Below are 24,939 nucleotides of genomic sequence, written 5' to 3' on the forward strand. Positions count from 1 at the left end.
GTATCGCGCCGTCGATCAATCGAGAAACAGCGCGGCACGCGTCTTGAGCGCCGCGCTGAAATCGTCGAGCCAGCCGATCGACAGGCGCCAGCTCTGCCAGTAAAGATCGATGTCGGTGGTGCGTCCCGGCGACATGTCGACCAGTTCGCCCGCCGCCAGTTGGCGATCGACCATCCGGTCCGGACACATTCCCCATCCCAGCCCCGTTTCGCATGCGCGCAGATAGCCCGCGACATGCGGTATCCAGTGTTGCGGCGGATCGAGATCCGCACGCGTCACACGCCGGATGAAGCGCGCCTGCAGCCCGTCCTTCGGATTGAACATCACACACGGCGCGCGGCGCAGCGCGTCGCGCGTGACGCCCTTGCCGAAATAGCGTTCGTGAAATGCCGGCGAGCACACCGCGCGATAACGAATGCGCCCGAGCCGCGTCGAACGGCAGCCCTGGATCGGCTCGGCCTGCGCGGTCACCGCGCCCTGTACGCTGCCATCTCGGATGCGCGCCGCCGTGTAGTCCTGGTCGTCGATCACGAGGTCGAGCAGCATCTCGCGCTCCGTGCAGAACGGCCCCACCGCATCGATAAACCACGTCGCGACGCTGTCGTCGTTGACGGCCACGCGCAACATCGGCCATGCGCTCGTGATCGAGCCCGGCAGCGCCGGCATCCGGCCGCCCAGTTCCGCCTCGAGCAATTGCACGCGCTCGGTATGCCGGCACAGCAGCGCGCCGGACGTCGTCGCGACGCACGGCTGCCCGCGCTTGACGAGCACGCTGCCGACGCGTTCCTCCAGCAGTTTCACGCGCTGCGACACGGCCGACGGCGTGACGTTCAACTCCTTGGCCGCGCGCTCGAACGAGCCGTACCGGATCACCGCCGAGAGCGCATCGAGCAGGGCGTAGTCGAGCATTAGATTTCCTTAATCTGCATTAGGTGAATTAGCTTCTCTTATTTTCATGCTGACCGCAGACTAGCGCTACCCGATTATTCCGTCTACTGCTGCTATCGCTGTCATCATGAACTGGCTTGCTTTCTCTCACGGCGCCGCCCTGTGCGCGTCGCTCATCGTCACCATCGGCGCGCAGAACGCGTTCGTGCTCCGGCAGGGCATCATGCGTTCGCACGTCGGCAAGATCGTGCTGCTGTGCGCGCTGTCGGACATGCTCCTGATCGGCGCGGGCGTCGGCGGTGCGTCCGTGCTCGTCGAACGTTATCCGACTTTCGTTCATGCGGTGCTGTATGTCGGCCTCGCGTATCTCGCGTGGTTCGGCGTCAACGCGCTGCGCCGTGCGCTCAAGCCGGGCCACGAAACGCTCGACGTGCGCGGCGACGCGGTCGCGCCGCCGCCGCAGAGCGGCATGGCGGTCGTGCTGATGACGCTCGCATTCACGTGGCTCAACCCGCACGTGTATCTCGACACGTTCCTGCTGATCGGCACGGCCGGCGCACGCGAGCCGGAAGGCGCGCGGTCCGCGTTCGCGATCGGCGCGATGACGGTCAGCGTCGTGTGGTTCCTTGCGCTGGGTTATGGCGCGCGACTGCTGGCGCCGTGGTTCCGCAAGGCCGTTGCGTGGCGCGTGCTGGACGGCGCGATCGGCAGCATGGTGCTGTTCCTCGCGGCGGTGCAGTTGCGCTGACCGGCTCACCGTCGCACGGGCAGTTGCTTGCCGCCCGTCTTCCCATGCGCTCCGGCGCAACGCCGGGGCAGCCCGCTCTCCTGCTCGCCTCCCGTCGCGCAAGCCGCCGACAAAAATTCGCTCCCGATCCAACGCAGCCGTACGACGCGCTCGCGTAACGGACGAGCCGTCCGTTACTCGCCGCAAATCGCCCACCATCGCGGCGATGCGCCGACTGCACGAATCCGATCGATCGGCGAGAATGTCCGGTGTCCCGCGACCACGGCGGTACCGCACCGCGCCCCCGTCTCGCCGCGATCGTTTTGGCCCATCCCGCAGTTCGATCCCATCACCCATCGATATCGGAGCAGAACATGGCACTACGCACCCTCGGCACGTCGAACATCCAGGTTTCGCCGCTCGCCTTCGGCGGCAACGTCTTCGGCTGGACCGTCGACGAGAACGCATCGTTTTCGCTGCTCGACGCGCTCGCGGAAACCGGCATCAACTTCATCGACACGGCCGACGTCTATTCGGCCTGGGCGCCCGGCAACAGCGGCGGCGAATCGGAAACGATCATCGGCAAGTGGCTCAAGCGTTCCGGCAAGCGCGAACAGGTCGTGATCGCAACCAAGGTCGGGCTGCTGGCCGCGCGCGCGGGGCTGACCAAGGACAACATCCTGAAGGCCGCCGACGATTCGCTGCGCCGCCTGCAGACCGACTACATCGACCTGTATTTCTCGCATCGCGATCTCGCCGACACGGCCCCGCTCGAAGAAACGCTCGGCGCGTACCAGGCACTGATCGACGCGGGCAAGGTACGCATCATCGGCGCATCGAACTACAGCGGCGCACGCCTGCGCGAAGCCGCCGACGTCAGCAAGCGCGACGGCCTGCCCGCGTACCAGGTCATCCAGCCCGAGTACAACCTGATCGACCGCACCGACTACGAACGCGATCTCGAACCGGTCGTGCGCGACCTGAAGCTCGGCGTCGTCAACTACTACGCGCTCGCAAGCGGCTTCCTGTCGGGCAAATACCGCAGCGAGGCCGACCTGAAGAAGAGCGTGCGCGGCGATCGCGTCGCCGGTTATCTCGACGAACGCGGCCTGCGCATTCTCGCGGCGCTCGACGCCGTGTCGGCGAAGCACGATACGCAGCCGGCCGCGGTCGCCCTTGCGTGGCAGATCGCGCGGCCGACGATCACCGCGCCGATCGCGAGCGCGACATCGCTCGCGCAGCTCGGCCTGCTCGGCGACGCGATCCGCTTGCAGCTCGATCAGGACGACATCCGCCAGATCGACGCGGCCAGCGCAACCTGAAGTCCGCGGCGGCGACAGGCCGGCCCGTGGCGTCGCGCAATGCGGCGGCGCCGAGGCCGGCCTGGGTCGCGTGCGTTCCGCTGCCGCCGCATGCGCGGATGCGGGAAATCCGGCAATGGCGGATGGCTACAATGGTGTGCGCCCGGCGGCCGCGCGACTCGACACGGCCGAGCCGGCGTCCTTCGCGCTCGAACCCACACCACGCACAAAGACCGCCGATGACCCGCCTCCCCCGCTACGCCCGCCCGTTCGCCGCAACGCTCGCCGCGCTGTTCGCGTGCGTGCCGGCCGCGTCGTACGCAGGCTGGTACGAAATCGCGAACTACACCGGCACGATCGGCAATGCGCCGGTCCATGTGTCGCTGCAGACTTACGATGCACTCGACCGCAACGACGCGGGCCGTTGGCGTATCGACGGCAGCTACTACTACGATGCGCATCGCAAGCCGATCCCGCTGCAGGGCCACCGCGAACCGGACGGCCGCATGACGCTGTGCGAAGCGTCGCCGGCTGCATCGAATGCCGAAGCGCCGGTGGTACCGCCTGAGTCGCCGTCGCACCCGAAACCCTGCCCGATCGCGCTGAACCTCACCGGCAAGACGGCGACCGGCACCTGGGACGATGGCCGCAAGACGCTCCCGATCACGCTGAACGAAGTCGGGCGCATGAACGACAACGATCGCGATCACCTCCAGCTCGACGGCGCCGTCGATATCCCGATGTGGTACCGCACGAAGACGCACATGCTGGTCGGCGTCTATACGTTGTCCGACTCGTGCGGCATCGCGATGCGATCGCTGCGGGCCGTCAACATCGCGACGGGTCACATCGACCGCACGATTCCGCTCGACTGCGATGCGGGCATGGTGATGACGTCGATCTACGCGAACGTCACCGACGCGCGGCGCGCCGGCTACGTGAGCGTCGAATTCCGCGACAGCAAGATGGGCTACGAGCAGGACGTTTCGCTCGGGCTGGCGCCGTCTTCATCGAAGTAGGCCGGCGGCACCGGTCGGCAGCGCGTAGCGATACGCGCGCCATCTAACCGAAAATCGCACCTGCGTTTTGACTCGCACGGCCACTTCCGTTGACTCAGACGGACATCGATCGCGCGAACGGCCGCAACGCCCCGCTGCAAGGGCGTTGCGCGCCCGCCCCGGTCTTTCACGGATTGACCGCGGCATTCGACGTGCCCGAGACTGCGCGGCTCGGACGGTCATTGGGAGAACGTCATGCCGGACACCAGCACGGGGATCGTCACGATCTCGACGCGCGCCGTACGCGGCGCCGAGCGCGTCGACTTCTGGGTCGACCATGTCGCCCGCACGCTCGTACGGATCGAATGCAGCGGGAAATCGTCAGAAGGCATCGACGCGACGCTGCGCAAGCGCGATCTCGGGCTGTTCAGCGCATGCGACATCGTCGCGAACCGGCACGCGGTCGTGCGCACGTCGCACAACATCCATGCGGACCAGCGCGACGCCGTGTTCATCTGCCTGATGCACGAGGGGCAAGGCTATACGTTCCAGGACGTCGACTGCATGCAGCACGGGCCCGGCGATCTCGTCCTGTACGACACGTCGATGCCGTACGGCCACGGCTTTCCCGCCGACATGGCGATGACCGTGCTCGACGTGCCGCGCGACGTGTTCGAAGCGCGCGTCGGCCCGTGGCGCTACCGCAGCCTCGTCAAGATCGACCGCGGCGACGGTGTCGCGTCATGGGCGGTGCGGCAGGTGTATGCGCTGCTCGCCGCGCCGCAGGAGCCGACGCCCGACGCGCGCGAGCGGCGCGCCGCCGCGATACTCGAGCTCGTGCAGTCGACGCTGCGGCTGCGCGACGGCGACATGTCGCCGACGAAATCGACCGTCCACACGCTGTCGCGCGCGAAAGCCTTTATCGACAGCCATCTCGCCGACGACGACCTCGACAGCCAGTCGGTAAGCCGCGCGATCAACCTGTCGCCGCGCCAGCTCGCGCGCGTGTTCGAGATCGAAGGGATGCCGCTCACGCGCTATATCCTCGCGCGGCGGCTCGAACGCTGCCGCGCCGACCTGCGCGACCGGTCGCTGAAGCACCTGACGGTCAGCGAAATCGCCTTCCGCTGGGGCTTCAACAACAGCGCGCATTTCAGCCGCAGCTATCGCGCGCGCTTCGGCGAGACGCCGAGCGACACGCGCGCCCCCGCCGAAGTGCGCTAGCGCCACCGTGTCCCTGCGAGGCAAGCACGGTGTCCGTCCCGGTCAAATGGGGCCGCATACCGGTCGCTAAGCTGGCTTCTTGCGCGGCGGCACTCGTTCCGCCGCCCGACAGCAAGGAGAAGAAGCGGGATGGAGACGTACGACCATATCGTCGTCGGCGGCGGGTCGGCCGGCTGCACGGTCGCGCATCGGCTGGTGAAGGCCGGCAGGCGCGTGCTGCTGCTCGAGGACGGCCCGAAGGACGACAGCCTGTTCATCCGGATTCCGGCGACCTTCATCCGGGTGCTCGGCACGCGGCGCACGGTCACGTTCGAGAGCGAACCGCAACCCGGCGCGGCGGGACGCAAGACCTACGTGCCGCAGGGCCGCACGCTCGGCGGCGGCAGTTCGGTCAACGCGATGCTGTACGTGCGCGGCACGCGCGACGACTATGACGACTGGGCCGCGCTCGGCTGCACGGGCTGGGGATGGGACGACGTGCTGCCGGTGTTCAAGCGCGCCGAATCGCACTTGCGGCTCTCGGAGCCGTTCCACGGCACCGACGGGCCGTTGAAGGTGGGCGACACGCGTTTCCGGCATCCGCTGAGCCTCGCGTTCGTGAAGGCCGCGCAGGAAACCGGCATCGCGTACAACGACGACTTCAACGGCGCCGCGCAGCATGGCGCCGGCTTCTATCACACGACGATCTTCGACGGGCAGCGCGGCAGCACCGCGGCCACCTATCTCGCCGACGCGATCGGCCACCCGAACCTGCGCGTGCTGACCGGCTGCCGCGTGACGCGCATCCTGTTCGACGGCCGGCGCGCGACCGGCGTCGCATGGCGCGCGGAAAACGGCGCGACGGGTTCGGCCGCCGCGCGCGCCGACGTCGTGCTCGCGGCCGGCGCGCTGAGCACGCCGAAACTGCTGATGCTGTCGGGCATCGGCCCCGGCGCCCACCTGCGCGCGCACGGCATCGACGTGCTGCACGACAGCCGCGACGTCGGCACGAACTACCAGGATCACCTCGAAGTGTCGATCTACGGCCGCAGCCACGCGCCGGTCAGCCTGCTGGGCGAGGATCGCGGGCTGAAGGCACTGCGCCACGGGCTGCAGTGGATGCTGTGCCGCACGGGCCTGCTGACGTCGAACGTCGTCGAATCCGGCGCGTTCGTCGACACGACCGGCAGCGGCCGGCCGGACATCCAGTTCCACGTGCTGCCGACGCTCGTCGGCGACGTCGATCGCGAACCGCTGCCCGGCCATGGCCTGTCGATCAATCCGTGCCTGCTCAGGCCGCGTTCGCGCGGCTCCGTGCAACTGCGCTCCAGCGATCCGGCCGCGCCGATCCGGTTCGACAGCGGCGCGCTGTCCGACCCGGCCGACGTCGACGGTCTCGTGCGCGGCGTCGCGCTCGCCCGGCGGATCATCCGCGCGCCGTCGCTCGCGCGCATCGTGCGCGAAGCCGAGACGCTGACCGACGCGGCACTCGCCGACTACGTGCGGCGCCGCGCGAAAACCGTCTACCACCCGGCCGGCACCTGCCGCATGGGCAACGACGGGAACGCGGTCGTCACGCCGCGCCTCGCGGTGCAAGGCATCGACGGATTGCGGATCTGCGACGCGTCGGTGATGCCGCGCATCGTGTCGGGCAACACGAACGCGCCGACGATCATGATCGCGGAGCGCTGTGCCGAGTTCATGCTGGCAGATTGACGCCACGCGCGGCGTCACGGCGCAAGCGGAAACGAAAACGAAAACGGCGCGTGACACACGCGCCGCCGCCCCCTCAACCTGCCGACATCAGCACTCGGCCGCGCGCGCCGCGTCGCGCAGCGCCATCGGCGACGCGCCGTAACGCTCGCGAATCGCGCGGCTGAAGTGCGCCTGGCTCGAGAATCCCCAGCGAAACGCGATCTCGCCGACGCTGGTCTTGCGCAGCCGCGCATCCGTCAGTTCACGATGCGCGTGCGACAGCCGTTCCGACCAGATGTGCTGCGTGATCGATTCGCCTTCCGCCGCAAACAGCCGGCCCAGGTGCCGCAGCGACAACCCGACCGCATCGGCGACGGCCTGTGGCCCGAGCTCCGGATCGCCGAGATGCGTCGCGATGTACTGCTTCGCGGTCAGCAGGTACGACAGCGACGCGCGCGATGCGCCCGCGCCGTTCACTTCCGCGTCGATGAGTTCCGCGATCAGCGTGCGCGTGTACTCGGCGAAACGTGCGGCGTCCTGCTCGACCGGCTCCTTCATGAAACGCTCGACGCTCGCGCGCAACGTCGCGCCGAGCATCGCGCCCGCGCCCGGTTTCGGTGCGATCCGCAGCGGCAGCGCCGCCAGCTCGGCATCGAGCCGGTCGTCGAACGTCGTGATCGGGATATCGATCAGCAGCTGCCGCATCGGCGTCAGGAATCCGAACAGATAAGGCACGCGCGTGTCGTACACGACGACGTCGCCGGCTTCCGCGAGCAGGCAGCGGTCGCGCTGGATGAAATATGCCCGCCCGCTCAGGATCTGGCACGCGAACAGCGACTCCTTCGGCAACTGGCGCACCAGCGCGGGGCTGCGCTCGATCACGTGATCCCGGCCGCTGATGTCGGCGATGCCGAGGCCCGGCAGCGCGATGTCGGTCTTCTCGACTTCGAGCCCGGCCGGCGACAGCGACGAGCAGCGCAGGCCGACCAGCGTCGCCGCATTGAACGCATCCCAGTACGCCATCCTGTCGCGCGCCGGCACGTCGGCCGTCGAGCCTCGCGTGCGTGAAAAAACGGTCGAATTCGTCACGTCGCCTCCTGCGGGCGCCTGTCGTGCGAGCGGCACGGATTGGGGGATGGTTCGTCTGGATTCTGGTGCGGTGCAATGTCCGGCGCGGTCAAGCAATTCGTCCAGCCCAGTCAAGAGCGGCGCGCACCGGCTGGCTAAAGTCGAGCCCACGACACCGACATACAAGGAGACAGACCGTGGTCGACCAAGCCGTATCCGAATTCTGGCAAAACATCCCGCCGATTGCCAATCCGTTCAAGCCCGATGCGCTGCCCGAAGCCTATATCCCGAACGCGGCCACCGACGACGAGCGCTATTACGTTCCGTTCACCGAAACGGTTTCGTCGCGGCCGCTGTGGATCTCGCCGTCGCAGAACAAATGGTGCGACATCCTGATGGCGAAGGAAGCCGGGCTCGTGAACCGGCACTATCACCCGCACGAGGTGTTCGCGTACACGCTGTCCGGCAAATGGGGCTACCTGGAGCACGAATGGACCGCGACGCGCGGCGATTTCGTGTACGAGACGCCGGGCGAGGGCCACACGCTCGTCGCGTTCGATCATCCCGAGCCGATGCGCGCGTTCTTCATCGTCAAGGGCCCGCTGATCTGGCTCGACGAAGCAGGCAACCCCGACGGCTATTTCGACGTGCACTCGTACATCGCGATGTGCAAGGCGCATTACGAGAAGGTCGGCCTCGGCGCGCAAGCGATCGAGAAGCTGTACCGCTGACGCGCGACGAGGCCCGCCATGTCATCCCATCCCTCCCCCAGACTCGCATGGACGTACGAGAACAGGCTGCTGCTGATCCTGTTCATGACGTTCGGTTTCGTCTTCTTCGACCGCCTCGCGCTGTCGTTCCTGTTCCCGTTCATGTCGGCCGAGCTGCACCTGACGAACACGCAGCTCGGCATGGTGTCGTCCGCGCTCGCGCTCACATGGGCGCTGTCGGGCGCCGCGACCGGCGCGTGGTCCGATGCGCGCGGCACGCGCAAGCCGCTGCTGATCGCGGCCGTGCTCGGCTTTTCCGTGTGCTCGGCGCTGTCGGGGCTCGTCGGCGGCTTCGCGAGCCTGATCGCGTTCCGCGCGCTGATGGGCATCGCCGAAGGCCCCGTGCTACCGCTGTCGCAATCGCTGATGGTCGAGAGTTCGACGCCGAGCCGCCGCGGGCTGAACATGGGCCTGCTGCAGGGCTCGGCCGCCGGCCTGCTCGGCGCGATGATCGGCCCACCGGTCGTGATCGGGATCGCGACCGCGTATGGCTGGCGCAACGCGTTCTACGTGTCGTGCATCCCGGGCTTCCTGATCGCGTTCTGCATCTGGCGCTGGGTGCGCGAAGTGCCGCCCGGCGGCGTCCGGCATGCGCAGGCCGATACGGCCAACACGGTCGGCACGCCAGCGGCGAGCGGCGCGGCGATCGGCCGCTGGGCGCTGCTGAAGGAACGCAACATCCTGCTCTGCGTGCTGATCAGTTGCTTCTTCCTCACGTGGTTCATCGTGATCATCTCGTTCGCGCCGGTCTTCCTCGTCGAGAGCCGCCACCTGTCGCCGTCCGACATGGGCGTCGTGATGACCTGCCTCGGCGCCGCGTGGGTGTTCTGGGGCTTCGCGGTGCCGGCGATCTCCGACCGCATCGGCCGCAAGCCGACGATGATCGTGTTCGCGCTGATCGCCGCCGCGTGCCCGGTCGTGTTGATTCACGCGAATTCGCTGGGGGCACTCTGTGCGCTCGTGCTCGCGACCTATACGGGCCTCGGCTGCTTCACGCTGTTCATGGCGACGATCCCGGCCGAAACAGTGCCGCCCCGCTCGATCGCCAGCGCGCTGGGGCTGATCATGGGCGCGGGCGAGCTGATCGGCGGCTTCGTCGCGCCGACCGTCGCCGGCTTCGCGGCCGACAAGTACGGCCTGCAGTTCGCGATGTGGACGTCGGCCACCGGCGCGATCCTCGCGTGCGTGCTGTCGTTCGGCCTCGTCGAGACCGCGCCCGCCGTGCTGCGCAAGCGCGCGCTCGCCGGCGCTGCCGCGAACCGCCTCGATGCGCAGAACCTCGGAGGACGATGACATGCGAGCCCTTCAATGGCATGGCCCGCGCGACGTCCGTCTCGTGGAAATCGACACGCCGCGTGTCGGCCCCGGCGACGTGCGCATCGCGGTCGCGTATTGCGGGATCTGCGGCAGCGACCTGCACGAATATGCGGACGGCCCGCACGCGATTCCGGTCGAGACGCCGCATCCGCTGTCGCGCCGCACCGCGCCGCTGACGCTCGGCCATGAGTTCTGCGGCACCGTCGTCGAGGTCGGCGAAGGCGTGACCGCGCTGCGCGCGGGCGATCGCGTCGCGGTCGAGCCCGAGTACCGCTGCAGCGAGTGCGCATACTGCCGTTCGGGGTCGTACAACCTGTGCGTATCGATGGGTTTCGCCGGGCTGATGGGCGACGGCGGGATGGCCGACTTCGCGGTCGTGCCGGCCTACATGCTGCATCGACTGCCCGACGGCGTGAGTCTCGAACAGGCCGCGGTGATGGAGCCGGCCGCCGTCGCGCTGCACGCGCTGCGGCGCGGCGCACTGCGGCTCGGCGAGACCTGCGCGGTGTTCGGGCTCGGGCCGATCGGCCTGCTGCTGATCATGCTCGCGAAGCTGCAGGGCGCGACGACCATCGTGGCCGTCGACGTATCGCCCGAACGGCTCGCGGCCGCCACGCGCTTCGGCGCGACGCATACGTTCGATGCACGCGCGCTCGATGCATCCGCGCTGCAGGACGCGATCCGCACGGCCACGGGTGGGCTCGGCGTCGACGCGAGTTTCGAGGCGGCCGGGCTGCCGGCCACGTTCGAAGCGGCGATGCAGGCGCTGCGCAAGGGCGGCCGCGTCGTGATGGTCGGCCTGATGCCGCATGCGGGCTTCGACGCGTTCCGCGCGGTCAACGACGAGCTGACCTTCACCGCGAGCGTCGGCTACCGGCATGCGTACGAAGACCTGCTGCGCATCGTCGCGTCGGGCGCACTCGATCTGACGTCGATCGTCACGCGCACCGTGTCGCTGGAAGAGGCCGTTACCGACGGTTTCGACGCACTGCTGGCCGACCGCACGCAGATCAAGATCCTCGTTTCACCCGCGCAACGGCCCGCCCGGCGCGCACACACCATCGGGAGTGTCGAGCATGAGTCGTCAGTGGGCGTTTGAGGGCCGGTCCGTCGTCGTGACGGGCGGCACGTCGGGCATCGGTGCGCGCACCGCGTTGCGGTTCGCGCAGGCGGGCGCGTCGGTCGTCGCGCTCGGGCTCGATGCCGGCGGCCCGCATGCGCCGGTGCATGCGGGCATCCGGTGCGTGGAGCTCGAGGTGACCGACAACGATGCGCTGACGCGCACGATCGCCGCGCTGCCGCGGCTCGACGTATTGGTCAACGGCGTCGGCATCAGCCGGCACGCGGACGAATACCGGATGGACCAGTTCGAGCTCGTGCTGAACGTGAACCTGACGTCGGTGATGCGCGCCTCCGACGCCGCACGGCCGGCGCTGTCGGCGAACGGCGGCAGCATCGTCAACATCGCGTCGATGTACACGTACTTCGGCAGCAAGGACCGCCCCGCATACAGCGCGAGCAAGGGCGGCATCGCTCAGCTCACGCGCTCGCTCGCGCAAGCGTGGGCCGATCGCGGAATCCGCGTGAACGCGGTCGCGCCCGGCTGGATCGACACGCCGCTCAGCAGCGGGCTGATGGCCGACACGCAGGCGTCGCGCCGCATTCTCGAGCGCACGCCGCTCGGGCGCTGGGGCACGGCCGACGAAGTCGCGGAAGTGATCCTGTTCCTGTGCTCGCCCGGCGCGTCGTTCGTCACCGGTGCGGTCGTGCCGGTGGACGGCGGGTATTCGACGGTCTAGCGCGCCGCGCACGAGGCAGCGGCGGACGGGCGACGGCCCGCCGGTGCCGCGTGCGCGATCCGGTTCCTTTCGGTTGCACCTGAATCGGGATCGGTCCAGGCCAGGTTCAATCGTATCAATCAGTAGTCCAATCAAAAATATCCGATCCGATCGGAAACATGTGAGGAGCACATTGGAGATGACGAAAAAGACCCTTCTGGCGCTCGCCGCCTGCGCGATTCCTGCTGCATCGTTCGCGCAAAGCAGCGTGACGATGTTCGGGCTGATGGATGCCGGCATCAGCTATGTCAGCAACCAAGGCGGCCACGGCAATCCGAAATTCGACGACAACATCTTCTTTCCGAACCTGCTCGGATTCGAAGGCAAGGAGGATCTCGGCGCGGGCACGCGCGCGATCTTCCGGCTCGTCAACCAGTATTCGCTCGGCAACGGCTCGATCATCGGCGGCGGGCTGTTCGCGCGGCAGGCTTACGTCGGGCTGGAAAACGACCGCTACGGCAAGCTCACGCTCGGCAACCAGTACGAGTTCATGGTCGATTCGCTCGCCGCCAGCGGCAACGAGATCGCGCAGGATCTCGTCGGCCTGTACGGCTTTCGCAACGGGCCGTTCGACAAGCTCGCGCTGCCGAACAACCCGACCGGAGCGTTCGACTGGGATCGCGTCGCGGGCAGCAATCGCGTCGCGAATTCGGTCAAGTACACCAGCCCGTCGCTGTCGGGCCTGACCTTCGGCGCGTTGTACGGCTTCGGCAACGTCGCGGGGTCGGTCGGCGCGAACAACACGGTCAGCGTCGGCGCGAGCTACGACAACGGCCCGTTCGGCGCGGGCGCGGCCTATACGAACCAGAAATACGGCGCGTCGGCGGGGCTGCCGCCGACCAGCGTGCGCAACTGGGGCGCGGGTGTGCACTACACGCTCGGCACGGTCACGGGGAAGGCACTCGTCACGACCGTGCACAACGCGCAGAACGGCGCGGGCGCGTGGTCGGCGGAAGCCGGTGCGGCGTGGCACCCATCGCCTGCGTGGGTGGTCGGCGCGAGCTATACGTACATGAAGGGCAACGACACGCTCGACAACGCGCATGCGCATCAGATCCTGGCCGCCGTCCAGTACTGGCTGTCGAAACGCACGATGGTGTATGTGGCGGGCGTGCATCAGCGCACCGGCCACGGCAGCAACGCGCAGATCAACGGCGTGATGGATGCGAACGGCGCATCGAGCGGCGCGCTGCAGTCGATCGCGCGGATCGGGTTCAGTACGCGGTTCTGACGGAGAAGGGGTCCGCCGGTTTGCGCCGGCCCGATCGAACCGGCGCGTTACCGGCCTTTCATGCGGCAACGCGCCTGTCGTGCACTCAGAAGCGAATGGTGACGGATTTCGGTTCCGTATAAGCGTCGATGAACGACGAGCCGTATTCGCGGCCGATGCCGGAACCCTTCGCGCCGCCGAACGGCACGGCCGGGTCGACCAGCGTATGCATGTTCACCCAGACGGTGCCGGCCTCGATGCGCGGCACATAGCGCAGCGCCTTCGCGAGATCGTTGGTCCACAGGCTCGCGGTCAGCCCGAAGGGCGTGTCGTTCATCATCGCGATCAACGCTTCGTCGTCGTCGAACGGCACGAATGCGCCGACCGGGCCGAAGATCTCGTTGCGGTACGAATCCGATTGCAGCGACTTCGGCAGAACGATCGTCGGCTTCACGTACAAGCCGTCGCGCGCATAAGCGCCGCCGCCCGTGACGATGGTGTCGCCGTCCGCCCGGGCTCGATCGAACGCATCGATGCACTTGCGGAACTGCGGTTCGTTGCACACCGGGCCGATCGTTCCCGCGTCGTCCATCGGGTCGGACGGCTGGAAGGCATCCAGCCGCGCCTTCAGTTTCTCGACCACCTCGTCGAACTGCGAACGGTGCACGAAGAAGCGCTCCGCCGACGCGCACACCTGCCCGCTGTGCAGGAACCCGGCCTCGATCACGCCGTCCAGGATCTTCTCGACCGGCGTATCCGGCAAAAAGCCGGCGGCGTTCTTGCCGCCCAGTTCGAGCGTGAAGCGCGTGAAGTTCGCGTTGACGGCTTCCTCGCCGATGATGCGGCCGGTCGGCACCGAGCCCGTGAACGAGACCTTCGCCACGCGCGAATCGCGGATGACCTTTGCGCCGATCTTGCCCGCGCCGTTGATGACGTTCAGCGTCCCCGGCGGCAACCCGGCTTCGGTGCCCAGCTCGGCGATGCGCAGCATCGTGAGCGGCGTGAACTCCGACGACTTGATCAGCACCGTATTGCCGGTCGCGAGCGCCGCGCCGAATTTCCACACGGGAATCATCACCGGGAAATTCCACGGGATGATGCCGAAGACCACGCCCAGCGGCTCGCGCAGCGTAAACGACGTGTACCGCTCGCCATTCATGCTCGGAAACGACGGCGCGAGCGTTTCGCCCGCGATCTTGGTGGCCCAGCCCGCGTAATAGCGCAGCCAGCGGGCCGACCAGCTGACTTCGATCGCCCGCGACAGTCCGATCAGCTTGCCCGACTGCGCGGTTTCGATCTGCGCGATTTCCTCGCCGTGCGCGTCGATCAGATCCGCGAACCGCAGCAGGATGCGCTCGCGATCGGCCGGCGTCGCCTGCGCCCACTCGCCGCGGAACGCGCGATGCGACGACGAAATCGCAGCCTCGATCTCGTCGTCGGTCGCCTGCGCGACCGAACCGATCACCGCGCGCGTGGCCGGGTTGCGTACGTCGATCCGTTCGCCACCGCTGCCGGCCACTGCCCGGCCGTCGATGTAGTGACCGTGCTCGCGCGCGAGAAACCGTTTGACCTCGTCCAGCATCTGTACCAATGCCATTTGCCTGCCTCCAGAAGTTCCGGAAATCGATGTGAATGAAATGCCCGATCAGGCCGCGCTGGCGATCAGGTCCGACGCCTTTTCGGCGAGCGCGATGGTCGGCGCGTTCGTGTTGCCGCTCGGGATACTGGGCATCGTCGAGCTATCGGCCACGCGCAGCCCCGCGATGCCGTGCACGCGCAGTTGCGGATCGACGACGGACGACGCCGCGTCCATGCCCATCCGGCACGTGCCCACCGGGTGATAGACCGTCTTCGCCGCGCCGCGCACCCAGTCCTCGATGCCCGCTTCGTCGTCAGGCGGGCAATCCGGCGAGAAGATCTCGTCGACGTGTGCCGCGAGCGCCGGCTGGCGCAGGATCTTCAGCGCGAGCTTCGCCGCGCGAATCTGGCCGTCGACGTCCCGGCGATCGGCCAGGTAACGGCCGTCGATGCGCGGCAGGTCGTCCGGGTTCGACGAACGGATCATCACGCGCCCGCGCGAATGCGGCTGCAGATGGCCCGTCTTGATCGTGATGCCGTGCGTCCGGCCCTGCGTCACGCCGATCGGATCGTCGAACGAATCGATGATCGGCAGGAAGTGGAACTGGACGTCCGGCTGCCCCTGCCCGCAGGTATCGACGAACGCGAACCCTTCGAGCACCGGCGAAGTCAGGACGCCCGAGCGGAAAAACTTCCATTCGATGCCGTGCTTGAGCGCACGCCATCCCTTGTCCTGACCGTACAGCGACACCGGCGTGCGGATCGTCGCGTTCACCGACATGTGCAGGTGATCGTGGAAATTCTCGCCCACCGGCAGCTCATGCCGCACCTGGACGCCCGCGCCGTCGAGCACGTTGCGTGGCCCGATGCCGGACAGTTGCAGGATCTTCGGCGAACCGATCGCGCCGGCCGTCACGATGATTTCCGCACGCGCATGCGCCGTCACGCACCGGTTGCCCTGGCGATAGGTGACGCCCGTTGCGCGGCCGCCTGCGATCTCGACGCGCTCGACCAGCGCGTCGACCTCGAGGCAGAGTTCGGCGCGGTTCCGGACCGACTTCAGGTACGTCGCGGCGGTGGAACCGCGCTCGCCGTTGAAGATCGTCGCCTGATAGAACCCGACGCCCTCCTGGCGCTCGCCGTTGTAGTCGACCAGGTAATCGAGCCCCATCTGCTGGCCGGCCCGCACGAACGCCTGCGAAAGCGGATGCCGGTAGCGGATCTCGGTGACTTGCAGATGCCCGTGGTTGCCGTGATAAGGCGCCGTCAGCGACTCGTTGTTCTCCGCCTTCGCGAAGTAGCGCAGCATGTCGTCGGCGCCCCAGCCCTTGCAGCCGAATTCGTTCTCCCAACGGTCGTAGTCGTTGCGGTGCCCGCGCACGTAGAGCATCCCGTTGACCGAACTCGAGCCGCCGAGCACGCGCCCCTGCGGCACCGCGATCGACCGGCCCTTCACGTCGTCCGACGGCTCGGCGGCATACGGCCAGGTATGGCGCGGAATGGCCTTCGCGATCCCGCCCGGCATGTGGATGAACAGGTCCTTGTCGTGCCCGCCCGCTTCCAGCAGCAGAACGGTGCCCTTGCGGCGCTCGACGAGATGGGTTGCGATGGTGCAGCCCGCGGACCCGGCGCCAATGACGATGTAGTCGAAAGTTCTATCGGACATGCTGGTATGCGCCCGCCGTCGTCCGCACGACGTTCGCCGGCGCGTGCCGCCGCCGTGTATGTCGCGTGGCCTTCGGCGGAGTCTCCTTGAAAATCGATGGTTGTTCTTGATGGCGCGAGCCAGCCGGTGCGGTGGGTCGTGCCGCGGCGGGCATCGCCGTGGCGAAAGCCCGATGCGGGCGGATGACTTGTCGACCGCATTCCGATTCTAGAAGCGCGTCACCGGCGCACCTCGGCGTTGCGTGCACACTTTTGGCCTCAGCGTGCAGAACGGCGCGGCGACCGTACCGGCTTCATTCATTTGCATTACCCTTGGTGCGTTCCCGGCACCTTCCCTCTCCCGGCCATGGCACATGAACTCGTCGTCAGCGCCACCAACGGCAGCCCGAACCTGCGCGAGCTCGTCGCAGACAGTTTCCTGCCGCTGGTTTTTCACGATACCGGCCCGCTTTTCCGGATGTCGGTGCGTGTCGCATCGGTCGGTGGGCTGCGCATGGCGGAGGTGGACACGACGGCCGTCCAGGTGGACCGCGATCGCGCGCTGGCCGCGCGCACGGAAAGCGACTGCTACAAGATCCTGTTCCAGATCGCCGGGCAAAGCCGCATCACGCAACGCAACACGACGTCGACCGTGAATCCGGGCGAATGGGTGATCTACGACGCGACCCAGCCGTACCGGATCGAATCCGCGCATGCGTCACGCTTCGTCGCCGCGCTGACGCCGCCGCGCAGCAGCACGATGTGGCGGTGGTTCGTGGAGCGGGAGGGCGTCCAGGTTCGCCAGACCGTCGGCAATGCGCGGCTGGCGCTGCAATCCATCCACTTTCTGATGGACGGGCAGGTGCCGAACGATCCGGAAAGCCTGTTCGGCTTCGAGCAGTCGACGCTGATGCTGCTCGATTCGGTGATTCGCCGCGAAGCCGGCGATTCGCTGACCGGCGCCGACGCGCGCAGCGCGGCCCTGCGCATGAATGCCGAAATCCATCTCGCGCATCACTACCACGACCCCGACCTGTCGCCGGACCGGCTGGCGAGCGCGTTGAACGTATCGCGACGCACGCTTTACAGCGCGCTCGCCGCGACCGACCAGACGCCGCAGAGCCTGATCCAGGAATACCGGCTGCAGGCGAGCCGGCGCGCGCTGGAGGATCCGGCGGATACCAACCGGAATCTGCTGGAGCTGGCGATCGCGTGCGGCTTCTCGGACATCACGCATTTCGGGCGCGCGTTCAAGGCGCGGTTCGGATGCAGCCCCGGCGCTTACCGGCTCGCGCATCGAACGATTTCGGGTTCCTGACTTGAAGCGCTGTGTCCGACGGCGCCCCGTCCCGCTATCGGCCCGCCGGAAATAACCGATGCGCTGCAACAGCGCTCGATGCATGCACCGGGAATAAATCCGGCCCGACACCGGTATATCGGGGGTCGCCACGCCGTCCGCCGCCGGACGTGCGGGCGCGCGACACCCACCCGAAACCGCGAGACCGCTCATGTCACAGCCCAATCACGCCGCCTACGCACGCTTCGCGATCGCCATGCACTGGTCGATCGCGATCTTGATCCTGTCGAACCTGTCGATCGGGCTCTACATGGATTCGTTTCCGCATAACTCGCCGCAGTTCAACGGCATCCTGTTCTATCACGCGTCGATCGGCAGCCTGATCTTCATGCTGACCGTGCCGCGCCTCGTATGGCGCGCGACGCACACGCCGGCGCCGCTGCCGGACAGCGTGCCGTCATGGCAGGCGCGGATCGCAGGCGCGCTGCACGGCGTGCTGTACGTGCTGCTGTTCCTCGTGCCGCTGACGGGCTACGTGCACCGCCTCGCCGGCGCGCATCCGGTCAGTTTCTTCGGCATCGCGAATCTGCCGGTGCTCGTCGGTCGCGACGAGCCGTTGCGACTGCTGACCGATGCGCTGCATCGCGCACTGGTGCTGACGCTCGGCTTGCTGCTGGTCATGCACGTCGCGGCCGCGCTGAAACACAAGTTCGTCGATCGCGACGGGGTGGCTGCTCGGATGGGCATTTGAGCGGGCACGCCGGCATCCGGCCGGCGGCCCCGCTGCGTCGCTCAATGCGTTGCGTCAGTCGTCGCCTTTCTCGAGCACGTTCTGCGTGAGCGCGACCGACGGGATCGTCGGCTTGAGCGACCCGCGGCGCGCGCGGCCGCTCACCCACTTCCAGCCGATCACGAGCAGCAACACGACCAGCGGGATCGACGCGATCGTCCACGTGCCGTTCGGGTAGTCGAATGCCATCAGCACCAGCACGCCGAGCAGGAACAGCAGCGTGAGCCACGACGTCACGGGCGCGCCCGGCATCTTGAACGACACGTCGTCCACCTCGCCGCGCCGGACCGCCGCGCGGAACTTCATCTGGCAGACGACGATGAAGCCCCACGTGCTGATGATGCCGAGCGACGCGATGTTCAGCACGATCTCGAATACGCTCGACGGCACGAGATAGTTGAGCAGCACGCCGATCACGTAGATCGCGACCGTCACGAGAATGCCCGCGTACGGCACGGATTGCGCGCTCATCCGTGCGAGGAACGCGGGAGCCGAGCCGCCCATCGACAGCGAGCGCAGCACGCGCCCGGTCGAATACAGGCCCGAGTTGAGGCTCGACAGCGCCGCCGTCAGCACCACCAGGTTCATCACCGAGCCGATGCCCGGCACGCCGAGCGCACCGAAGAACGTGACGAACGGGCTCTGGCCCGCCTTGTATGCGCTCCACGGCAGCAGGCAGACCAGCAGGACGACCGACGCGACGTAGAAGATCGCGATACGCCAGATCACGTTGTTGATCGCGCGCGGCAGCACCTTGCGCGCATCCTTGCATTCGCCGGCGGCCGTGCCGACCAGTTCGACACCCGCGAACGCGAACACCACGCCCTGTACCAGCACCAGCGCCGGCATCAATCCGTGCGGAAAGAACCCGCCGTTGTCGGTGATCAGGTGCATGCCCGTGTCATGGCCGGCCACATGGCCGCCGGTACCCAGGATCACGGAGCCGATCACGAGAAACAGCACGATCGCGGCGACCTTGATCAGCGCGAACCAGAATTCCATCTCGGCGAACCACTTCACGCCGATCAGGTTCATCGTCGCGACGATGCAGAGCGCCACCAGCGCGAAGATCCACTGCGGCACGCCGGAAAACGGCGCCCAGTAATGCATGTAGAGCGCGACCGCGGTGATGTCGACGATGCCGGTCATCGCCCAGTTCAGGAAATACATCCACCCGGCGACGAACGACGCCTTCTCGCCGAGAAACTCGCGCGCGTACGACACGAAGCTGCCGCTGCTCGGGCGATGCATCACGAGTTCGCCGAGCGCGCGCAGGATCAGGAAGGAGAACAGGCCGCACACCAGGTAGACGATCGCGAGCGACGGCCCGGCGGCCTGCAGGCGAGCGCCCGCGCCGAGGAACAGACCGGTGCCGATCGCGCCGCCGATCGCGATCATCTGCACCTGTCGATTGCCGAGGGTCTTGTGATAACCGGCCTCGTGGGATTCGAGCCAGCTTCGCTTGCTGATTTCGCCGCTCGGCGTGGGTTCGGGAATCGATGCCATGGCTGCATCCTCTCGTGCTTGCGTGATTTCGTTCGGACCGTACCGCGATCCGGGCCCGGCGGCGCCCACGGCCGCACGATGCCCCATCACGCCGCGCATCGAGGCCGCTGCACGCCGGACATCGCGCGCGGCACCGTCAACCGCAAACGTATGCAGCCTTAATTCCACTCACAAACGCTATGCAAATTTCGACTTTCCCTGCCCCGAATCGCGCATGCGACCCGGGTGGAAAGCAATTTGAAATACGTCAGGATTTCGAAAGATTCGGCGCGCTCCGGCGGAATCGGGACGACGCGTGCGTCGCCCGGCGCGGCACGTGCCGCCGCGCCGGTGCCGAACCTGCCCTCAAGCCGCCTTCGGCAACGCCGTTTGCGCCGCCCCGATCACATCCGCCGCGACACGCCGACCTTTCGCGATCATCGGCCGCTCGACGCAGCGATACAGCAGCTCCGTCGCCCCGGCGACGAGCAGCACCATCAACAGCGTGTACTGCGGCCACAGCCGCGCGGTAATGGCAATCTCGTGAGCGCGCGTGTACCGGAACATCAGTTCGTTGGTCAGAAAGAACATCGGCAAATGCACGAGGTACAGCGAGTAGGAGCGCCGGCCGATGCAGTCGAACGCCCATTGCAGCGGCTGCGGAAACGACACAACGCCGCCTTCGCATGCGGCCATGAACACGAGCGCGGCCGACAGCATGCAGACGACCGGCACCGCGACGACGTTGTCGAAACCGATCGCGGTGATCGAGCCCAGTACCAGCGCGAGCACGAGCACGACGGCGCCGCCGAGATAACCGTTTCCGCGGGCGCCCACGCGTATCGCGGCGAACCAGGGCCGGGTGGTCGCCAGATACAGCAGGCAACCGTACAGCATGCCGTCGCAGCGCGTCTGCGTATAGAAGAACACCTTGAGCGGATCGGCAAGCAGGTACGGGCGAATCGCGACCGAAACGGCGAGCAGCGTGAGCGCAAGCCACAGCGCCCGCTGCCGCGTGGAGCGCGTCAGCATCAGAAACAGCGGGAACACGAGATAGAACTGCTCCTCGACCGACAGGCTCCAGTACTGCGCGAGCGGCACGCCCGGCGCGATCTTGTGATCGGGCAGCCAGAAGTTGAACGTGTACGTGAAGATCGACAGCGCCGCCTGCAGGTTGTACGTGGTGCCGGCGAAATAGCCGCCCGCGTTCAGGCATGCCCCGCAGGCGACCACGATCAGGATCACGCACCAGGCAACCGGCAGGATCCGGAACGCGCGGCGCACATAGAACGCCTTGACATGCGCCGCGAGTGCGCCCGGATCGGCGCGCAGCGCATCGAATTCGCTCACGATCGTGCGCGAGATGATGTAGCCGGAAATCACGAAGAACAGGTCGACGCCGGCCCACGCGTTGCTCAGCAGATCCAGCGGGGTCGCGGGCCCGACGAACTGCATCGTGAACGTCCACGGATAGAACACCTGGCGCCAGTGCACGTAGCAAGTCAGGAGCACGGCGATCGCCCGCAGGCGATCCAGCTCCAGGTTGCGCGGCGTCCGCTGCACGATGTGCGCGAGCGCCGAATGGTCCGGCAATGCCTTCATGATTTCCTCCGTCCGGATAGGGCGGCGCCGGCGCGGGGCATGCGATCCGGCACGCCGGGCCGCGTGATCACAGCTTGGTGCCGCCGTCGACCTGGACGATGTCGCCCGTGATCCAGCGTGCGCCGTCGGACGCCAGGAACGCGACGACGTCGGCGATGTCTTCCGGCTGCGCCACCCGCTGCAGCGCCTGGAGCTTGAAGACCTGCTCGCGGCCCGCGTCGCTGCGCACGAATGCCGACATGTCGGTATCGACGACGCCGGGCGCGACGCCGTTCACGCGAATGCCGCGGCTGCCGAGCGCCTGCGCGAAGTGCTTGACGAGCGTGTCGATCGCGCCTTTCGTCGCCGCGTACGCGGAGATCTCGCCCACCGGCGAACGCGCACCGAGCGACGACAGCAGGACGATGCTGGCGCCTTCGCCCATCAACGGCAGCAACTGCTGGGTCAGGAAGTACGGTGCACGCACGTTGACCGCGAACAGCCGGTCGAAATCGTCGAGCGACATGTCGTCGATCGACGCGTTCATCGCGATGCCCGCGTTCGCGACCAGAATATCGAGGCGGCCGTCGAGGGCCTCGCGCGTCGCGGCGGCCAGCGCATGCGGGCCGTCCGCCGTGCCGAGATCGGCCGCGAGCGCATCGGCGCGCCCGCCTGCGGCCCGGATTTCGGCCACCACGGCTTCCGCTTCCGCCGCCGCGGTCGAGTAATGCACGAGCACGTATGCGTTCTGGCGCGCGAGCGCGAGTGCCGTGGCGCGTCCGATGCCCCGCGACGCACCCGTGACCAGTGCGGTTTTGTTGCCCAGATGTGATTTCATCCGCGATTTCTCCAGCAATGAATGGGAAAGAGGCCGCGCGGCATGCCGATGCATGCGGCGCGCAACCCGAAACCGCCGGGGCAGCCCCGGCGTGGAACGTTCGACGCTGCCGGCTCAGCAGGCCGCGACCGCAGCCATCGCACCGCTTGCGCGTGCCTCGGCAAGGAGCTGATTCGCGGCAAGCTGCGCGACGGTCAATACGGAGGGTTGAATGTTGACCGCGGGCACTTCGGGAATCACCGAAGCATCGACGACGCGCAGGTTCTGGATGCCCCACACGCGGAACCGCGCATCGACCACGCTCGTGGCGGGATCGCGGCCCGCGGCGCAACTGCCGACGAAATGCAGGCCGGGCGCGGCGTTCTGCCGGATGAACGCGAGCTTGTCCGCACGCGTCGCGAGCGGCGCACTCGACTGCAGTCCGCCGTTGTACGGCGCCAGCGCGCGCGCCGCGCCGAGCGCCAGCGTGCGGTCGAGTGCCGCGATCATCGTGTCGCGGTCGATCGCCTCGGCCAGGTAGTTCGGATCGAGCGTCAGCGGCTGACGCGGGTCCGCGCTGACGAGCCGGGCCGTTCCCCGGCTGCGCGGCTTCGCGAGGAACGGAATCAGCGTGTAGCCTTCGCCCGCGGCAAGCGGGCCGCCGAACGGATACTGCATGCCGGCCACCTGGATGGTCGGCGCGCTGACCGCCGTGCCGCCGTAATACGCCATCGTCGACACGCCGTTCGACACCTGCGGCGCGATCGCCATGCGGGCCTTGTACGTGACGCTCAACAGCAAGTGATCGTGGAAGTTGCGGCCGACGGCGGGCATGTCCTGCCGCACCTGGATACCGAGCGGCGCCAGTTGATCGAGCGGCCCGAGGCCGGACAGCATCAGCAGTTGCGGCGACACGGCGGTGCCGGCCGACACGATCGTCTCGCGAGTCGCGTGGATCGTGAGCGCGGACGATCCGAGCCGCACCTCGACGCCGCGGCAGGCCGTCCCCTGCAGGACCAGCTTCGCAACCACGGCGTTCGACAGGACCGTCAGGTTCGGCCGGGCCAGCGCGGGCGCCAGGAATGCCTGTGCCGGCCCGGCACGGTGCCCGTCGGCGGTGGCGTTGACTTCGGTCACGCCGGTGCCGTCGAGCCGCCGGCCGGCGTTCAGCTCGATCTGCCCGAGGCCCGTCGACACGCCGGCTGCGAGATAGGCCGCGGTGAGCGGATGCGCGTCGGCATAACGGCCGACCGTGATGTGGCCGGTGGCACCGCCGCAGGTGCGCGAGGCCTGCGTCATCTGCAGGTACGCGCGACTCAGTTCGGCCGGATTCCATTCCGGGCCGACCAGTTGCTGCCACGCGCGATGATCGCGCGGATCGCCGCGCAGCCAGATCATCGCATTGATGCTGCCCGAACCGCCCCAGGTCTTCCCGGCCGGCGACGCTTGCTGGCGGCCATCGAGCTGCCCCTGCGGCACGCTCGTGCGCGCCCAGTCGGTATCGCTGCCGAGATTGCGCAACCAGTCGGCGACGAGTGCGACCTTCGACTGGCCGAGCTGGTTGCCGCCCGCCTCGATCAGCAGGACCGATGCGCCCGACGCGGACAACCGGTCGGCCAGCAGGCATCCGGCCGACCCGGCGCCGACGATGACGTAGTCGTAGCTGTCGCGCAGCTTCCCGGTCTGGCTGGCTTCGGCCGCATCGATGAAATGGCTGAACTCGCCGATCCCGGCCGCCCCCGCGCCCAGCGCGGCCAGTTTCCCCAGAAACGCACGGCGGCCCCCGGGCCTGCCGGGGTTCGAATCGTTCAGTTGCGGATGCTGCGGATGGTGCTCGGCCTCGTGACTCATGGTCGTCCCGGCAATTGGAATTGGAGAAGGAAGTGGAATGAACGGGCGACGCGATCGCGCCGCCCGATGGACAACCGATCAGGTGCGCGTGATCGACACGCCGCCTTCGACGAGCAGCGCCGTTCCCGTCACGAAGCTCGACAGGTCGGACGCGAGATACAGCGCCGACTTCGCGATCTCTTCCGGATTGGCCATCCGCTTCAGCGCGTGAATGCTCTCGACGAACGCCTTCTGTTCCGGCGTGCTGGCCGCCTCACGGCCCATCTCGGTGTCGGTGCCGCCCGGCATCAGCACGTTGACGCGCAGGCCCGACGGGCCATACTCGGCAGCGAGCGTCTTGGTCAGGCCGACCAGCCCGGCCTTGCTCGCGGCGTACGCCGCCATGCCCGGAAAGCCGACCGTGTGACCGACGAACGACGACGTGAAGATCAGCGAACCGCGCTTGCGCGCGAGCAGCGCCGGAATCTGATACTTCGCGCCGAGGAACGCGCTCGTCAGGTTGGTTTCGAGCGTGTCGCGCCAGCCGTCCAGCGTGATGTCGGTGACGCTGCCGAGCGCGCCCATCGTCGCGGCATTGTTGAACGCGACGTCGAGCCCGCCGAACTTGCCGACGGCCAGTTCAACGGCTTCCTTCGCGCAACGCTCGTCCTTCACGTCGCCCGCCAGCGCAATCGCCTTGCCGCCGAATCCGGCGATCTCGTCGACCAGTGCGTTGAGCTGCGCCGCACGGCGCGCCACCAGGACGACGCTCGCGCCTTCTTTCGCGAACAGCTTCGCCGCCTCGCGGCCGATACCCGAGCTGGCGCCCGTCACGATTGCGGTCTTGTCAGCGAGAAGAGTCATTTTCTTTACCTTGATTAGCATTGCGTATTAACAGATCG

The 24,939-nt window shown here is 67.6% G+C and carries 21 protein-coding genes; 12 read left to right on the forward strand and 9 right to left on the reverse strand.

Going from position 1 to position 24,939, the window contains the following annotated elements:
• Positions 1–15: 15 nt before the first annotated feature.
• Positions 16–909 (reverse strand): LysR family transcriptional regulator ArgP, encoded by an 894-nt coding sequence (locus ACTRWB_RS05150; protein WP_048250607.1) that lies wholly within the window; start codon positions 907–909, stop codon positions 16–18.
• A gap of 106 nt (positions 910–1,015) precedes the next feature.
• Between ACTRWB_RS05150 and ACTRWB_RS05155 the strand changes: the two genes are divergently transcribed.
• The 5 genes from ACTRWB_RS05155 to ACTRWB_RS05175 all read left to right on the forward strand — a co-directional run bounded on the left by ACTRWB_RS05155 (position 1,016) and on the right by ACTRWB_RS05175 (position 6,833).
• Positions 1,016–1,636 (forward strand): LysE/ArgO family amino acid transporter, encoded by a 621-nt coding sequence (locus ACTRWB_RS05155; protein WP_446901164.1) that lies wholly within the window; start codon positions 1,016–1,018, stop codon positions 1,634–1,636.
• Positions 1,637–1,989: 353 nt separating this feature from the next.
• Entirely contained in the window at positions 1,990–2,937 is a 948-nt protein-coding gene (locus ACTRWB_RS05160; protein ID WP_446901165.1) for an aldo/keto reductase, read from the forward strand.
• Between the two features lie 218 nt (positions 2,938–3,155).
• Entirely contained in the window at positions 3,156–3,935 is a 780-nt protein-coding gene (locus tag ACTRWB_RS05165) for a hypothetical protein (protein ID WP_446901166.1), read from the forward strand.
• Positions 3,936–4,169: 234 nt separating this feature from the next.
• On the forward strand, positions 4,170–5,138 hold the full coding sequence (locus ACTRWB_RS05170; RefSeq protein WP_446901167.1) for a helix-turn-helix domain-containing protein: 969 nt from the start codon (positions 4,170–4,172) through the stop codon (positions 5,136–5,138).
• Between the two features lie 129 nt (positions 5,139–5,267).
• A complete protein-coding gene (locus ACTRWB_RS05175; protein WP_446901168.1) occupies positions 5,268–6,833 on the forward strand; it encodes a GMC family oxidoreductase in 1,566 nt (521 codons plus the stop codon).
• Between the two features lie 87 nt (positions 6,834–6,920).
• Here ACTRWB_RS05175 and ACTRWB_RS05180 read toward each other — a convergent pair whose 3' ends face one another.
• On the reverse strand, positions 6,921–7,901 hold the full coding sequence (locus ACTRWB_RS05180; RefSeq protein ID WP_048250614.1) for a helix-turn-helix domain-containing protein: 981 nt from the start codon (positions 7,899–7,901) through the stop codon (positions 6,921–6,923).
• 176 nt (positions 7,902–8,077) lie between these two features.
• Here ACTRWB_RS05180 and ACTRWB_RS05185 point away from each other — a divergent pair, with 176 nt between their 5' ends.
• From ACTRWB_RS05185 to ACTRWB_RS05205, 5 genes are all read left to right on the forward strand, one after another.
• Positions 8,078–8,611 carry a 2,4'-dihydroxyacetophenone dioxygenase family protein gene (locus ACTRWB_RS05185; protein ID WP_129516149.1) on the forward strand — a complete coding sequence of 178 codons (534 nt, stop codon included), beginning with the start codon at positions 8,078–8,080 and terminating at the stop codon, positions 8,609–8,611.
• An 18-nt stretch (positions 8,612–8,629) separates the two neighbouring features.
• Positions 8,630–9,943 carry an MFS transporter gene (locus tag ACTRWB_RS05190; RefSeq protein WP_446901169.1) on the forward strand — a complete coding sequence of 438 codons (1,314 nt, stop codon included), beginning with the start codon at positions 8,630–8,632 and terminating at the stop codon, positions 9,941–9,943.
• A gap of 1 nt (position 9,944) precedes the next feature.
• A complete protein-coding gene (locus ACTRWB_RS05195; protein WP_446901170.1) occupies positions 9,945–11,066 on the forward strand; it encodes a 2,3-butanediol dehydrogenase in 1,122 nt (373 codons plus the stop codon).
• Positions 11,044–11,766 (forward strand): SDR family NAD(P)-dependent oxidoreductase, encoded by a 723-nt coding sequence (locus tag ACTRWB_RS05200; protein WP_446901171.1) that lies wholly within the window; start codon positions 11,044–11,046, stop codon positions 11,764–11,766. The genes ACTRWB_RS05195 and ACTRWB_RS05200 overlap by 23 nt, the downstream gene beginning before the upstream one ends.
• 178 nt (positions 11,767–11,944) lie before the next feature.
• The gene (locus tag ACTRWB_RS05205) at positions 11,945–13,036 is read left to right on the forward strand and encodes a porin (protein WP_129516145.1); all 1,092 of its coding nucleotides are present in this window, start codon (positions 11,945–11,947) and stop codon (positions 13,034–13,036) included.
• 85 nt (positions 13,037–13,121) lie between these two features.
• On the opposite strand, the gene ACTRWB_RS05210 is transcribed toward ACTRWB_RS05205, so the two are convergent.
• Both ACTRWB_RS05210 and ACTRWB_RS05215 read right to left on the reverse strand, forming a co-directional pair.
• A complete protein-coding gene (locus ACTRWB_RS05210; protein ID WP_446901172.1) occupies positions 13,122–14,612 on the reverse strand; it encodes an aldehyde dehydrogenase family protein in 1,491 nt (496 codons plus the stop codon).
• 48 nt (positions 14,613–14,660) lie between these two features.
• The gene (locus tag ACTRWB_RS05215; protein WP_446901173.1) at positions 14,661–16,259 is read right to left on the reverse strand and encodes a GMC family oxidoreductase; all 1,599 of its coding nucleotides are present in this window, start codon (positions 16,257–16,259) and stop codon (positions 14,661–14,663) included.
• Positions 16,260–16,604: 345 nt separating this feature from the next.
• Between ACTRWB_RS05215 and ACTRWB_RS05220 the strand changes: the two genes are divergently transcribed.
• Both ACTRWB_RS05220 and ACTRWB_RS05225 read left to right on the forward strand, forming a co-directional pair.
• A complete protein-coding gene (locus tag ACTRWB_RS05220) occupies positions 16,605–17,555 on the forward strand; it encodes a helix-turn-helix domain-containing protein (protein ID WP_419688210.1) in 951 nt (316 codons plus the stop codon).
• Between the two features lie 190 nt (positions 17,556–17,745).
• Positions 17,746–18,285, forward strand: coding sequence for a cytochrome b (locus ACTRWB_RS05225; RefSeq protein ID WP_446901174.1), 540 nt, complete (start codon positions 17,746–17,748; stop codon positions 18,283–18,285).
• Between the two features lie 54 nt (positions 18,286–18,339).
• Here ACTRWB_RS05225 and ansP read toward each other — a convergent pair whose 3' ends face one another.
• From ansP to ACTRWB_RS05250, 5 genes are all read right to left on the reverse strand, one after another.
• On the reverse strand, positions 18,340–19,830 hold the full coding sequence (gene ansP, locus ACTRWB_RS05230) for an L-asparagine permease (protein ID WP_129516141.1): 1,491 nt from the start codon (positions 19,828–19,830) through the stop codon (positions 18,340–18,342).
• 345 nt (positions 19,831–20,175) lie between these two features.
• Positions 20,176–21,411 carry an acyltransferase family protein gene (locus ACTRWB_RS05235; RefSeq protein WP_446901175.1) on the reverse strand — a complete coding sequence of 412 codons (1,236 nt, stop codon included), beginning with the start codon at positions 21,409–21,411 and terminating at the stop codon, positions 20,176–20,178.
• Positions 21,412–21,478: 67 nt separating this feature from the next.
• A complete protein-coding gene (locus ACTRWB_RS05240) occupies positions 21,479–22,228 on the reverse strand; it encodes an SDR family NAD(P)-dependent oxidoreductase (RefSeq protein WP_446901176.1) in 750 nt (249 codons plus the stop codon).
• 114 nt (positions 22,229–22,342) lie between these two features.
• Positions 22,343–24,058 carry a GMC family oxidoreductase gene (locus ACTRWB_RS05245; protein WP_446901177.1) on the reverse strand — a complete coding sequence of 572 codons (1,716 nt, stop codon included), beginning with the start codon at positions 24,056–24,058 and terminating at the stop codon, positions 22,343–22,345.
• A gap of 78 nt (positions 24,059–24,136) precedes the next feature.
• Positions 24,137–24,901: an SDR family oxidoreductase gene (locus ACTRWB_RS05250; protein WP_048250630.1), complete on the reverse strand. Its 765-nt coding sequence runs from the start codon at positions 24,899–24,901 to the stop codon at positions 24,137–24,139.
• Positions 24,902–24,939 lie beyond the last annotated feature (38 nt).

Source organism: Burkholderia sp. YIM B11467 (genome assembly GCF_052952715.1).

Coding starts and splice junctions, on each gene's coding strand:
- ACTRWB_RS05150 (WP_048250607.1), bottom strand. CDS start 909: ATGCTCGACTACGCCCTGCTCGATGCGCTCTCGGCGGTGATCCGGTAC.
- ACTRWB_RS05155 (WP_446901164.1), top strand. CDS start 1,016: ATGAACTGGCTTGCTTTCTCTCACGGCGCCGCCCTGTGCGCGTCGCTC.
- ACTRWB_RS05160 (WP_446901165.1), top strand. CDS start 1,990: ATGGCACTACGCACCCTCGGCACGTCGAACATCCAGGTTTCGCCGCTC.
- ACTRWB_RS05165 (WP_446901166.1), top strand. CDS start 3,156: ATGACCCGCCTCCCCCGCTACGCCCGCCCGTTCGCCGCAACGCTCGCC.
- ACTRWB_RS05170 (WP_446901167.1), top strand. CDS start 4,170: ATGCCGGACACCAGCACGGGGATCGTCACGATCTCGACGCGCGCCGTA.
- ACTRWB_RS05175 (WP_446901168.1), top strand. CDS start 5,268: ATGGAGACGTACGACCATATCGTCGTCGGCGGCGGGTCGGCCGGCTGC.
- ACTRWB_RS05190 (WP_446901169.1), top strand. CDS start 8,630: ATGTCATCCCATCCCTCCCCCAGACTCGCATGGACGTACGAGAACAGG.
- ACTRWB_RS05195 (WP_446901170.1), top strand. CDS start 9,945: ATGCGAGCCCTTCAATGGCATGGCCCGCGCGACGTCCGTCTCGTGGAA.
- ACTRWB_RS05200 (WP_446901171.1), top strand. CDS start 11,044: ATGAGTCGTCAGTGGGCGTTTGAGGGCCGGTCCGTCGTCGTGACGGGC.
- ACTRWB_RS05205 (WP_129516145.1), top strand. CDS start 11,945: ATGACGAAAAAGACCCTTCTGGCGCTCGCCGCCTGCGCGATTCCTGCT.
- ACTRWB_RS05210 (WP_446901172.1), bottom strand. CDS start 14,612: ATGGCATTGGTACAGATGCTGGACGAGGTCAAACGGTTTCTCGCGCGC.
- ACTRWB_RS05215 (WP_446901173.1), bottom strand. CDS start 16,259: ATGTCCGATAGAACTTTCGACTACATCGTCATTGGCGCCGGGTCCGCG.
- ACTRWB_RS05220 (WP_419688210.1), top strand. CDS start 16,605: ATGGCACATGAACTCGTCGTCAGCGCCACCAACGGCAGCCCGAACCTG.
- ACTRWB_RS05225 (WP_446901174.1), top strand. CDS start 17,746: ATGTCACAGCCCAATCACGCCGCCTACGCACGCTTCGCGATCGCCATG.
- ansP (WP_129516141.1), bottom strand. CDS start 19,830: ATGGCATCGATTCCCGAACCCACGCCGAGCGGCGAAATCAGCAAGCGA.
- ACTRWB_RS05235 (WP_446901175.1), bottom strand. CDS start 21,411: ATGAAGGCATTGCCGGACCATTCGGCGCTCGCGCACATCGTGCAGCGG.
- ACTRWB_RS05240 (WP_446901176.1), bottom strand. CDS start 22,228: ATGAAATCACATCTGGGCAACAAAACCGCACTGGTCACGGGTGCGTCG.
- ACTRWB_RS05245 (WP_446901177.1), bottom strand. CDS start 24,058: ATGAGTCACGAGGCCGAGCACCATCCGCAGCATCCGCAACTGAACGAT.
- ACTRWB_RS05250 (WP_048250630.1), bottom strand. CDS start 24,901: ATGACTCTTCTCGCTGACAAGACCGCAATCGTGACGGGCGCCAGCTCG.